The organism is Fibrobacter intestinalis (genome assembly GCF_900167415.1).
Taxonomy (GTDB): domain Bacteria; phylum Fibrobacterota; class Fibrobacteria; order Fibrobacterales; family Fibrobacteraceae; genus Hallerella; species Hallerella intestinalis.
On sequence record NZ_FUWU01000071.1, the window covers coordinates 1 to 12,828 of the forward strand.

Annotated in this window: 6 protein-coding genes; 5 read left to right on the forward strand and 1 reads right to left on the reverse strand. The window is 53.0% G+C overall.

The features are described 5' to 3' along the window. Positions 1–750: 750 nt before the first annotated feature. The gene (locus B5D40_RS13550; RefSeq protein ID WP_095849499.1) at positions 751–2,073 is read right to left on the reverse strand and encodes an SGNH/GDSL hydrolase family protein; all 1,323 of its coding nucleotides are present in this window, start codon (positions 2,071–2,073) and stop codon (positions 751–753) included. Between the two features lie 393 nt (positions 2,074–2,466). Here B5D40_RS13550 and B5D40_RS13560 point away from each other — a divergent pair, with 393 nt between their 5' ends. The 5 genes from B5D40_RS13560 (at position 2,467) to rpsD (ending at position 12,640) form a co-directional block, all read left to right on the forward strand. Continuing rightward, entirely contained in the window at positions 2,467–4,317 is a 1,851-nt protein-coding gene (locus tag B5D40_RS13560; protein ID WP_078777342.1) for a DNA topoisomerase IV subunit B, read from the forward strand. Next, the gene (locus tag B5D40_RS13565) at positions 4,317–6,905 is read left to right on the forward strand and encodes a DNA gyrase/topoisomerase IV subunit A (RefSeq protein WP_233134233.1); all 2,589 of its coding nucleotides are present in this window, start codon (positions 4,317–4,319) and stop codon (positions 6,903–6,905) included. Before B5D40_RS13560 ends, B5D40_RS13565 begins: the two co-directional genes overlap by 1 nt. A 359-nt stretch (positions 6,906–7,264) precedes the next feature. Next, on the forward strand, positions 7,265–10,342 hold the full coding sequence (locus B5D40_RS13575; protein ID WP_078777344.1) for a glycosyl hydrolase family 28-related protein: 3,078 nt from the start codon (positions 7,265–7,267) through the stop codon (positions 10,340–10,342). 7 nt (positions 10,343–10,349) lie between these two features. Further along, positions 10,350–11,951 (forward strand): hypothetical protein, encoded by a 1,602-nt coding sequence (locus tag B5D40_RS13580; RefSeq protein ID WP_078777345.1) that lies wholly within the window; start codon positions 10,350–10,352, stop codon positions 11,949–11,951. Positions 11,952–12,037: 86 nt separating this feature from the next. Next, positions 12,038–12,640: a 30S ribosomal protein S4 gene (rpsD, locus tag B5D40_RS13585; RefSeq protein ID WP_073305628.1), complete on the forward strand. Its 603-nt coding sequence runs from the start codon at positions 12,038–12,040 to the stop codon at positions 12,638–12,640. Positions 12,641–12,828: the final 188 nt, after the last annotated feature.

Consider the following 12,828-nt stretch of genomic DNA (forward strand, 5'->3'; position numbering starts at 1 on the left):
TGCTGGCACCTCGTCATTGCGAGGCGCGATAACGCCGTGGCAATCCAAGCCAGCGGTACGTCATTGCGAGCAAGGCCCATGAGTCTTGGGAACTTGTTCCCTTAGACGAATTGTCCCTTTCAGGGATACTTCAACTACGGAATCGGAGATTCCTAGTTTCAGGGATGCAAAGCCGAAGCAATCTTGTCTGCGGGAAAGGATTGCTTCTACACTTCGAGTATAACTCCACTAAGTCAATAAATTGACAAGCGTCGTATAACCCCTCCGGGGTTCGGGGAGACGGTCGCTTTCAAATATGACTGATTTTCTCCTTGGTGGGTACGCAATGACGAATACTACTAGTCTCCTCGAAGATAATGCCTGCAAGCAAGCTTGCGGCGCAACATTCGTCTTGCACGCTTTTGCAAAGGCTCCCTTCCAGGGACAATTCCTCTAAAAGAGTAAAACTCTTAAGACTCATGGGCAGCCCCTTTTCCCTTCACCCTATCCCCGCTACGCTTTATAGTTGAAAAATTTTGGATTTATAGGGAGGAATGAAATGGTAGTGTCGAGAGGGGGCTTTCACACGGTGAACTCAGTTCCCAGTTCTCAATTCCAACTCCCAACTAATCACTCGCCGCTATTGGCGCGTTTCCGACGAAGCTTTTTTCGCAACCGGGGCGTTGCGGGGTGTCCCCGCAGAGGGGGTAGCAGAAGACGGCGACCGAGCTTGCCGAGTCCCGGCTTCTGCGAGGGGGAGGCTTCCCCCGCCTACTTCACCGAAACCGGAATCGAGATTTGGCGATTGATTTCGTGGACAAGAAGGACGTAACGCCCCGAAGCGACATGCGCTTGAAATGAATCGCCATGCGGTCGGATTTCTTCCACGTGCCCCATGACCGAGACGAGACGGACGGACGCATTTTTCTCCACGTTCGAGAGCGTGATTTTTTTGCCTTGCACACTGACTTGCGGGACCGCAAAACGGGTGAAATTTGGCGCAAGGGCCGTTTCCGAAGAGTCGCTTTTTTCGTAGAGAGGGGAGAGCGCTTCCGCCCACAGGCGATGCATCGCTTTTCCTCCGCTATTCGCCTCCGGGTGCACTCCGTCGCTGCCAATCCATTCCGGGTGTTCCAAAAAGTGGGTGTAAAAATCGGGACCTTGCGGAAGCCCGTTTTCCCGAACCAGGCTGTCAAGCGCTTCCAAAAAACGGGGATGGATTTGCCAACCCGCTTTGGCGGAATCCGTTGCGATAATTCGGGCGATAACCGGCGTAATGCCGTGCGCTTTGGCGGAATCAATAATCGTCTGCATATTCGCGACGAATGTCGAAAGATTCCAGTCGCCGCCGCCCCAGGCGTCGTTCGTCCCCATTTCAATCGCCCAGTATTTCACGTTTCCCGCATATTCCAGATAATCGCCCAAGTGTTCGACCACTTCCGTGCTGTTGATGCAGCCAATGCCTCCGCGAAGCATCGCCGGCGTGTATTCCGGAAAGCGCGCGTGAATGAGCTGCGCCGTCGTCGAATCCGTTTCCTGCTGTTTGAGTCCCATCTGGCTGATGCTCGTGCCCATGAAAAACCAGGTGTCCGTGCTGCCGTCCGTCATATCGAACGCTTCGATTTCCAAAATCTGCCCGACATCTCCTTCGCTCTGCAATTTGAACCAGGATTTTCCGGCAAAATCGATTTGTACGCCCCGCGCCATGACCGGATTGTTTTGGATGGTCGCCGCCGTTTCCCAGTCTCCGTCAAATCCGTCGGAGGAATTCGCCGAGGTCAAAATTTTGAAATTTGAAAGGGCGACGCCGCTATGCCCGCAACCGGACGTAAAATCGACAGCCCAAGCGCAATCGCCGTAAGATTCCCAGTTGACGAGGAGCTTTTCCGGCCCCTGCCCCACGTGAATGGCGATTTCCTTTGCGGAGGAGCTTTTCCAGTTGGTGAGAAAACCGTCCGTCAAATAATCCGTCGAACCCGTTCCCGTATAAGCGGGAAGACCGCCCGAAACCAGTTTATTGGGCACGATGGCATGAGAAAAAGCCAGCACTCCCCAAGCCGCCGTCAAAGCCAGCATCGTTTTCCAAGTTTTCATAAACACTCCTTTTCACCAGGCGAGTTGCGTCATCCGATTCGCCTTGCCGGAGCTGAAATATACTTCAACGGAGGCCAAAATCCCGCAGTCCTTCTCGTAGCGTCCCGATTTTCTGAAAAGTCGGAGACGCTCACTTCTTGCCGTTTTCAAAGCCGCTTCTCCCGTAAATTTTCCCAAACGCCTCCCCAAGCTCCGCCTGCGATTTCCCCATTCTTTCCACAAACCTTCTTGAATAATGCACAAAAAAGCACTTCACGACAGAAAATTTTTATTATCTTTTGCGAAAATCGAACCGGAACTCCGGGTTCTCCCCCGGTACGGAGAGAAATTTTATCCATATTTGGCTCGTTTTCAGAAAAATCGAGATTTAGGGTTATAGGATTAAGGATTACTATGGCAGTCAAATACACCGAAGACAACATCAAATCGCTGGAATGGCACGAACACATCCGGATGCGCCCGGGAATGTACATCGGGAAGCTGGGCAACGGTCAAAGCCCCGACGACGGCATTTACGTTCTGGCAAAAGAAATTATCGACAACTCCATCGACGAATTTGTGATGGGCGCGGGAAAACGGATTGAAATCGAAATCCAGGATCGCGAAGTCCATGTCCGGGACTATGGGCGCGGCATTCCGCTCGGAAAAGTCATCGACTGCGTTTCCAAAATGAACACCGGCGGCAAATACGACTCCGAAGCGTTCCAAAAATCCGTCGGCCTGAACGGTGTCGGCACCAAGGCGGTGAACGCCCTTTCCGACAAGTTCATCGTGCAGAGTTTCCGGGACGGCAAATGCAAAAAGGCGGAATTCAGCCGCGGCGTACTCGTCAAGGAATACGGGGAATGCAAAACCTCCGAAAAAAACGGAACCGAAATCATCTTCTCTCCCGACCCGACGATTTTCGACAAGAACTACCGCTTTCTTCCCGCCTACATGGAAGAAAAAATCTGGAATTACGCCTACCTGAACACCGGACTCACCCTGGTGATGAACGGCAAGGAATACGTGAGCAAGGACGGGCTTCTCGATCTGCTTTCCGGTCGAGTCGATGACACGCTGCGCTACCCTATCGCCCATTCCAAGACCAAGGATATCGAAATCGCCTTTACCCACGGAAATCAATACGGCGAGCACTATTTCAGTTTTGTAAACGGCCAGCACACGACCCAGGGCGGCACGCACCAGCAAGCGTTCCGAGAAGGTTTCGTCAAAGGCATCCGCGACCATTACAAAAAGGACCTGGACCCTGCGGATATTCGCAACTGCATTATTGCGGCCATCGCCGTACGCATCCAGGAACCCGTCTTTGAATCGCAGACCAAAACGAAGCTCGGCAGCACGACAACGGCACCGGACGGACCGTCGATTCGCACCTGGATTGTCGATTTCGTCTCCACGGAAGTGGACAATTATCTGCACAAGCATGCCGATGCCGAAAAGGCGTTGCTCGACCGGATTTCGCAAAGCGAGCGCGAACGGAAGGACATCGCCGGCATTCGCAAACTCGCCAACGAAAGGGCGCGCAAAGCCAACCTGAACAACAAGAAGCTCCGGGATTGCAAAGTACACCTGCCCGATGTCAAAAATCCCATCCACAAAGAAACGATGATTTTCTTGACCGAGGGCGACTCCGCTTCGGGAACGCTGACCAAGGCGCGCAATGTGCAAAACCAGGCGGTATTCAGCCTCCGCGGGAAACCGCTCAACAGTTTCGGGCTGACCAAAAAAGTCGTCTATGAAAACGAAGAGTTCAATCTGCTCCAGCACGCTCTCGACATCGAAAACGGTCTGGATTCCCTGCGCTACGACAAAGTGATTATCGCGACCGATGCCGACGTGGACGGCATGCACATCCGCCTTCTTCTGATGACGTTCTTCCTGCAATTTTTCCCGGAACTCGTGGAACAACGGCACCTGTATATTTTGCAGACTCCGCTTTTCCGCGTGCGCAACAGCAAAAAGAAAAAAGTGCTCTACTGCTACGACGAATCCGAACGGGACGAGGCGGCAAAAGTTCTCGCTGGAGCCGATCTGGAAGTCAGCCGTTTCAAAGGACTCGGCGAAATCAACCCGGACGAATTCCGCCAGTTCATCGGCGAAACGATGCGGCTTGAAAGCGTAGTCACACCGCCGGACGCATCCCTGCAAAAAATGCTCGGCTACTATATGGGAAAGAACACCCCCGAACGACAGGAACGCATCGTTAAAAACCTGCGGGCTAGCGCTGTGGAGGAACTGTAATGAGCGACATGAACAACGAAGAAAACAAAGAACTCGATTCCAACATCCACGAAGCCGAAGTGCAAAGCAACACGGCGATTCTCGGGCTTTCCAACGCCAACCATCTGGAAAAGCTCTACGACGGCTGGTTCCTCGATTACGCGAGCTACGTCATTCTGGACCGCGCCGTCCCCTATTTTGAAGACGGCCTGAAACCCGTGCAACGCCGCATTCTGCACACCCTTTCCGAAATGAACAACGGGCATCTGATCAAAGTCGCCAACGTCGTCGGTGCCACGATGAAATACCACCCGCACGGCGATTCGTCCATTTATACGGCACTTGTCGGACTCGGGCAAAAGGACCTGCTGATTGAAACGCAGGGAAACTGGGGAAATCCGCTCACCGGCGACGGCGCGGCGGCAGGGCGTTACATCGAAGGACGCCTTTCCCAATTCGCACAAGAAGTCCTCTTCAACGACGAAACGACCGAATGGATTCCGAATTACGACGGCACACGCAAAGAACCGGTAACGCTCCCCGCCAAGTTCCCGCTGCTGCTCGCCCAGGGCGTCGATGGCATCGCGGTCGGGCTTTCCACCTACATTCTTCCGCACAATTTCAACGAACTTTGCGAAGCGAGCGTCGCCTATCTGAAAGGCAAAAAATTCACGCTCTACCCGGACTTTTTCACCGGCGGTTCCATTGATGTATCGCATTACGACGACGGTGCCCGTGGCGGAAAAGTCAAAGTCCGCGCCAAAATCGAAGTGCAGGATGCCAAGACCCTCGTCATCCGCGAAATCCCCTTCGGCACCACAACCGGCTCGCTCATCGAATCGATTGTCGCTGCCAACGACAAGGGCAAAATCAAAATCAAGCGCGTGGATGACGACACCGCGCAGAACGTGGAAATCATCATCCATCTGTTGCCGGGTTCCGAACCGCAAAAAATGATCGAAGCGCTCTACGCGTTTACCGATTGCGAAAAATCGCTTTCCCCATGTACCTGCGTCATCATCGACAAGAAGCCGTGCTTCACCACGACAACGGAACTTCTGAAGCTGAGCGTAAACCATACGAAGCGTCTGCTCAAATGGGAACTCGAAAACGACCTCCAGCACACGCAAGAAAAATGGCACGCGACAAGCCTTGAAAAGATATTCATCGAGAACAAGGTTTACGAAGTCATCGAGAAATCGAAAGACCGGGAAGACATGTTCCTTCGGATTAGCGAAGGCCTGCGTCCCTACGTCAAAAAGCTTCGCCGGGAAGTGACCACCAAGGACATTGAAAAGCTCGTCGAAATCCCGATGCGCAAGCTCTCCCACTTCGACCGGAAAAAAGCGGACGAATTTCTGAAAGAGCTCGACGCCCACATCGAAGAAATCAACCACAATCTGGAACACCTCACCGAATACACCATCAACCATTTCAAAAATCTGGAAAAGAAATACGGCGCAGGCCGGGAACGCAAAACCCAGATTACGGAATTCGGAAAAGTCGATGCTGTCCACGTCGCGATGGCGAATCAGAAATTCTACGTCAATCGCAAAGAAGGCTTTGTCGGCACGGGACTCAAAAAAGAGGAATACCTGTTCGACGTCTCGGAATACGACGACATCATTGTATTCAAAGCGGACGGGACTTATAAAATCGTCAAAGTTTCGGACAAGGATTTTGTCGGCAAAGACATCCTTCTGGTGGAAAAATTCAACAAGGAAGACGAACGCCGCATTTACAACGTCATTTACCAGGACGGCAAGGATGGGGCTGCCCTGATCAAGCGATTCAACGTCGGCGGCGTCACCCGCAACAAGGACTACCCGATGGGCAAAGGAAAACCGGGAACGAAGATTCTCTACATTTCCTCGAATCCGAACGGCGAAGCCGAAGTGGTCAAGGTGATTCTCAAGCCTCGCCCGCGAATCAAGCTGAACTTTGAAGTGGATTTCGCCGATACCGAAATCAAAGGCCGCAACACGCTGGGCAACCAAGTAACCAAATATGCGGTCAAATCCATCAAGAAGATCAGCGCGGGAGAAAGCACCCTCGGTGCCAAAATCTATTACTTCGACACCGTATCCGGCATCGTCAGTACGCAGCGCAAAGGCAACCGCCTCGGCGCATTTGAAGACGGAGAAAAACTGATTACCATCCGCACAAACGGCATGACGAAACTGCACGAGATGAAAGACCCGATTCTCGTCGGGACGGACATTCTGTATATCGGAAAATACGATCCGGAGCTGACATTCACCGTCCTCTATTTTGAAGGCGAAAATTTCAGCTACATGGTCAAGCGCTTTACCCTGGAAAATTGCCCGACGACAACGGAATTCAACATTCTTTCCGATCATCCGGACACTCGCATGGTGGAACTCTTCAGCACGGACAGTGCCCGAGTCATTATGGATTACCAGTCCGGGCACAAGGTCGAACAAGAGGAAATCGATCTGACCGTGATGGCCGACGTCAAGACTTACAAGGCTCTGGGAAGCAAATTCACCGCCAAAAAAGTGAAACGCTTTACCCGAATCGACGAAGAAACCGGCGGCGAACTTCCGGAAGATTCCAAAAATCCCGATATGCCGGATCTTTTCGGCTAACGGTCAAAGCTCTCGGCGGAACGTTTTGCGTTCCGCCCGCTTTTTCGGGCTTTTGCCAAAGGCCTCCTCTAAGTTGCATGAAAGCGGCTAGTTATCCGTTTTTCATCCAATCATTCCGAAGAGGGGTGGGCAAAGCGACCGATGAGACCATCCTCTTTGCGAACAAAGATTGCTTCGTCGTATCTCTCCTTGCGATGTCATTTTTCAAATCGGTCGCCGAAACTAGCCGAAGCATTTCCCAAGCCCTTTTTAAAGGTCGCCTCAAGGCTTTTTAAAATTTTTGGAACGGCATTTCCCCGCTTTTATGTATTTTTGAAAATGTGTGATTCGTCACATGGTTTCCCTTTTACGAGGTTTCTGTGCTTCGCCTAGCTGTTTTTGCCCTTTTCTTATCCTTCTCCACGCTTTTTGCCCAAGTCCAGTTTCCGCATGGTTCCGGCGTCATCGACGTGACCCTGCCGCCTTACAATGCCAAAAACGACGGCAAGACCGATGTGACAGAAATCATCCAGCAGGCTCTGGACGATCATCCTAACGGCGACTACATTATTTATTTGCCCAATGGAACCTACCTGATTTCGCGCCAGCTCAGCTGGCCCCAAGCCGAAAAAGAGGAACATTCCTACCGCAAGACCATCCTTCAGGGCGAAAGCATGGGAGGCACGCATCTTGTCATGCAGGACAACGCCTACGGCTACGACAATCCGGACGCTCCCCGGGCGATGCTCTACACGGGAATGGGCAACTTCGCGCACAATCGGAACGCCATCCGCGATATGACTCTCCACACGGGCAAAGGCAATCCGGGGCTTATCGGCATCCGCTTTAACGCCAACAACCAGGGGACCATCCTGAATGTGAAAATCTTCTCGGGCGATGGTTCCGGCGTCGCCGGCATCGACATGAATTATACGGACAATATCGGTCCCCTCTTTATCAAGAACGTGGAAATCCGCGGATTCAACGTGGGCATCCTCACCGGCTTCCCCATGTACGGGATGACTTTTGAACACATCACCCTTCTCGACCAAAAGAAATACGGCATCGAAAACCACGATCAGGTTCTGACCATCCGCAATCTCCGCAGCCGCAACGCGGTTCCCGCCGTCGCCAACTTCGGCGAAAACGCCCTTCTCACGATGCTCGGCGGCGCACTGGAATACACCGGCAAGAAAAAGGCCAAAATCCCCGCCATCTACAACGAAGGTTTCCTCTTTGCGCGCGACATCGCCACCAGCCGATACGCCAAAGCGATCGAAGACCGCGGACCCGCTTCCGGCGAAGGAGTTGACGGCTCCGAAATCATCGAATACTCTTCCGACCTTCCGACAAACCTCTGCCATTCCCCACAGTATTCCTTCAAGCTTTCCGTTGCCGAAACCATGCTCCCCGTCGAGCAGACCGCCGACTTGTGGGTGGGAATCCAAGGCGATTACGGCGGAACGCAAGGCACGGGTTCCGACGACTCCAAAGCCATCCAGCAGGCGATTGACGACGGCGCAGAGACCATCTACTTCACTCCCGGCGGACGCTATACGATTAACAAGGACATCCACATCCGCAAAAGAGTCCGGCGTCTCATCGGAACGGAAGCGACCATCGACGGCACGGGAAAATTCATCATCGAGAACAGCGCATTCAAGGAAATCACCATCGAAAGGTTCGGCGAGTTCGGCGCAGGAATCGTCCACAAGTCCCCGCAGGCGCTGATTCTCAAAAACATGAAAGTCAAGGAATACGAAAGCGCGGAGCAGGGCGCGGGCGATCTCTACCTGGAAGACGTGGCGATAAACCAGATGGAAATCAACCGGCAACACGTCTGGGGGCGCAGCCTTTACATGGACAACGACCGCAAGACGAAAATCGTAAACAACGGCGGCACTCTATGGATTCTCGGACTGACGGCGAACAACGGAAATACGGTTTTGCACAACCGGAAGCACGGCGAAGCGGAACTGGTCGGCGTCCACGTCATTTCCAACCGCAAGGCGAAATACGCCCCGATGTTCATCAACGACTCGGCGAGCATTTCCGTCGAAGGCCTCCGCGAGACCCTCATTCAAGGAAACGCATTCCCCAAGATTGCCGAAGAAACCCGGAACGGCATCACGCAGACCCTCTTTTCCGAAAGCCTGCTCAAAAATCCGTCCGGCGGAACCATGATGACGCTTTTTGTCGGCTACATTCCCAAGGTCGGCAGCAACGAGCCGCCCGAAGTGGAAGGCGCAGACGACATGATTCTTTTGCAGAGCGACATCGCCAAGTTCTCCGGCAGGGTCTATGACGACGGACGCGGGAGCAAAGGCTTTTGCAAAGATCCCGTCCAATGGAAAAAAATTTCCGGACCGGGACGCGTCGTATTTTCCAACGACAAGGATTACGAAACAGACGTGTCGTTCTCTTACAGCGGCAGATACAACATCGCCTTTACCGCGGACGACGGCGAGTTCAAGAGCAGCGACACTTCCCGCATTTACGTTTTTGACCTGCGCACGACCACCAAAGACCACAGCGGAAACGGCGTTGCTTCGGGACGCGGCATGGACACCTGGGTTTCGGAATTCGACGGCTATTCCCCGCACGGCGACGACTCGCTTCTGCAAATCGGCTACAGCAAAGAAGGGGCCAGCGCCAAGATCTACCTCAAGTTCGACGTGTCCGCAGTTCCAGGTCCCATATCCGACGCGGCGTTGCAACTCCAGATGCCTCCGGACCCCCGCTATAAAGACAAAAAGAAGCCCGTCCTGTGGAATGTCTTCGGGCTTCTCGAAGAGCCGGGAAAGGATTTCGGAGACGGCATCCTTCCCGCGGACTGGCAGGAAAGCGAAATGACCTGGTATAACGCCCCCGCCAATCAGGACGGTCCCGGCGGCGCTTACATTCCCCGCAAAGCGCGCGGCGGTGGCATTGACCCCAAATACACAAGCTACCTCGGCACGATTTCGCCCAAACCGGATTCCCCCTTCGGAACGTTCATCAAGACGACGAACTTGACAGACTTCATGAAGCGCAAGCACAAATCGAAAATTTTCACGTTCATCCTTTCCGCAATCGCCCCCAGCGATTCCAGCTATTTCGTCTATTCGCGCGACGCCGGCAAGGCACTCGCCCCCGCCCTCTACATCAGCTATTTCGATTCCAACCGTACGGTCAGCGGCATCACCACGGAAAGCGCCATCCAGCTTTCCAAAGTCCACATCGACATCGTGACACTGGAATGCGATTTCGATTTGACCATCGGCGAACCGCAATTCGTCAAAATCGAAATTTTCAACGAATCCGGCAAATTCATCCAGCAGATTTGCGGGCGGGAACTCAAGAGCGAGACCAAATACCCCTTCAAGTTCAAGGCGAAAAGCTTCCCGACGGGCAAATACACCTTGAAAGTCTCCGGAGAATCCTTCTCCCGCGAAGAAAAATTCTACATCCTGAATTAAGGCAGATATGAAGCACGCATTTTTCAAATTCATTCCGGCAATTTTTGCCCTCTCCCTCATCGGTTGCGGAAGCGACAGCGGCTCCTCCGCTAGTGAAGAGTCCTCTTCTTCGGAATCCTCGTCGTCCGTTTCGTCCAGTTCCTATTCCAACCGCCTCGACGTCCTCTATGCGGACACGCTCACCGCAGACACGCTCCGCATAACTCCCCGCGATTCCCTCTTCTCTTCCTGCAAGCTGTTTTTAGGAGAACTCCCTCAAGGTTCGCGCATCCGGATTATAGCGAAAAAGACGGGAGGCGACGCCGATTCCCTGTTCGTCCGGGAAGAAGCGGGTGAAATTCTCTACCCGGAATATTTTTGGACGGACGCAAACGGCGACACGACCTACAACACGCAGAATTTGTACGCCAAGCTGGACACCGCCGATTATTCCACGGCCATTTTCGTCACAACGGCAAACTCCGGATTCTACTATGTGGATATTCCCCGCATCAGCACGGACCGGGATTCTTCTTTTTCCATCCGCATTGCCGCTGAAATCCAGAGCGGCTACTACCGCTACGTCGGCGATACCACCCGGCTGGAACTTTCACCGGGCGACACCATTCGCGGCGTCTTCCTGCTAGGCAATTCAAGCGACAGCGCACTCGCCGGATTTTCAGCATCCACGGGCAAGAGCATCAACATCAAAGCATTCGGCAAGTCCCTCGATGAAATCGTCCTTCGCAGCAAATCTTCGACCCTCGCTTCGGGACTTTCCGTAAACGAACAGATTCTGCCCGAAAAAGACGAAGAGTATTCCGTCGCCATCCGTCCGCAAAAATTCCCCAACTACCAGACGGGCTACTACGGTTATTTCACCATTGAAACGACCAGCCGCGATTTGGAAAAGGGAGAATACTTCGCCCTGCCAGATTCCATCCAGAAAGTCGGCGACACGCTCACCATCGTCCGTCCCAAAAACGACGCCGCCAAATACTATCTGCGCCAAGAACAATACGTGTGGCTGGCAAAGCTTTCCAAAGGCGACACCCTCCAGATTTACCACAGCATCGAAGGCTACTTCTCCGATGCCAGCTACCCCGCCACTTACACGATACTCGACAGCGAAGGCGATTCCATTTCCACCATTACCGAAACCCGCCCGCAGTTTATCGCGCCTAAAGACGGCGACTACTATCTGCATTACATCCGTTTGAACTCCCCGCCGCAGACAAGCAGCCAGATCCTGACTCTCCATACGATGATCCAGCGTTTGAACTACGTGACCAAATTCTACTTCTACGACGAAGAACTCGACAAAGTTATCACGGAGTATTCAAGGAGCCTTGGCGACACGCTCCACTTTGCGTCGCTTTCCCTCCGCACAGAGCCCTCGGACGTGAGCAACCTCGCCCGCTGGTATATGCCCTGCGAAGATCTCGCCTACATCCAGTCCGCCTATTCAATGGAAAGCTGCAAGTCCAAAGGTTCGGACCAGCTTTTAAGCGCAAACAATGTCGTCATCACCGAAAATGACGAAGCCATCGGTGAAACTTTCCACCTGATTGCGGAAAGCAAAGCCGATCCGCGAGCCCGCGACACCATCACCGTTTACATCAACGAATAATTTTTCTATATTTCGCACACCGTTTTGCCGAGCCAAGCTCTGCCAGCAAAACGGTTTTAACTAAAGAGCTTCCTTTCGAGGTAACAATGTCCTATCGTGGACCCAAAGCCAAGGTTGCCCGCTCTCTCGGGCTTGCAATCACCCCTAAAACCCAAAAGGTTCTGGACCGTCGTAAGTTCGGTCCCGGTCAGCACGGCCAAGACCGCAAGAAGTCCGCTTCCGTTTACAAGCAGCAGCTTGTCGAAAAGCAGCGTCTCCGCTTCACCTACAACATTTCCGAAGCCCAGATGGCAAAGACTTATGCCGAAGCCAACCGTCGTGACGGTTCTGCAGGCGACAACCTGATGGTTCTTCTCGAAACCCGCTTGGACGCCCTCGTCTTCCGCATGGGTTTTGCGCGCACCATTTTTGCCGCACGCCAGTATGTTGCCCACGGCCATTTCTCCGTAAATGGCGTCCGCAGCTATTCTCCGAGCCGACTCGTAAAGGCCGGCGACGTGATCGCCGTCCGCGAACGTTCCAAAAACCACGTCCAGATCAAGGAAGCCATCGACAATGCGCCGGCAGCTCCGGAATATCTGGCTGTGGATAAGGACAAAATGGAAGGCAAACTCGTAGCGACTCCGCTCCGTGGTCAAATTCCGGTTCAGCTCCAAGAACAGCTCGTGGTGGAATACTACTCCCGTTAGTAAAATTCTTCCGACGAAAACAGGAATTTTCAAAAACACTTTGCTTCGGCAAGGTGTTTTTTTGGAAATTATATAGTCCTCCCTTAAAATCCCGCCCAGCCCGCATAACTATTGGGAAAAATTGATTTCTACCCTGTGAAATTATTGCAAGGTTTTCTAAAATATGACTGAAAACCTTGCATTTTTTT

Excerpts from the sequence above, each read along its gene's own strand:
- B5D40_RS13550 (WP_095849499.1), bottom strand. The coding sequence starts at position 2,073 with ATGAAAACTTGGAAAACGATGCTGGCTTTGACGGCGGCTTGGGGAGTG.
- B5D40_RS13560 (WP_078777342.1), top strand. The coding sequence starts at position 2,467 with ATGGCAGTCAAATACACCGAAGACAACATCAAATCGCTGGAATGGCAC.
- B5D40_RS13565 (WP_233134233.1), top strand. The coding sequence starts at position 4,317 with ATGAGCGACATGAACAACGAAGAAAACAAAGAACTCGATTCCAACATC.
- B5D40_RS13580 (WP_078777345.1), top strand. The coding sequence starts at position 10,350 with ATGAAGCACGCATTTTTCAAATTCATTCCGGCAATTTTTGCCCTCTCC.
- rpsD (WP_073305628.1), top strand. The coding sequence starts at position 12,038 with ATGTCCTATCGTGGACCCAAAGCCAAGGTTGCCCGCTCTCTCGGGCTT.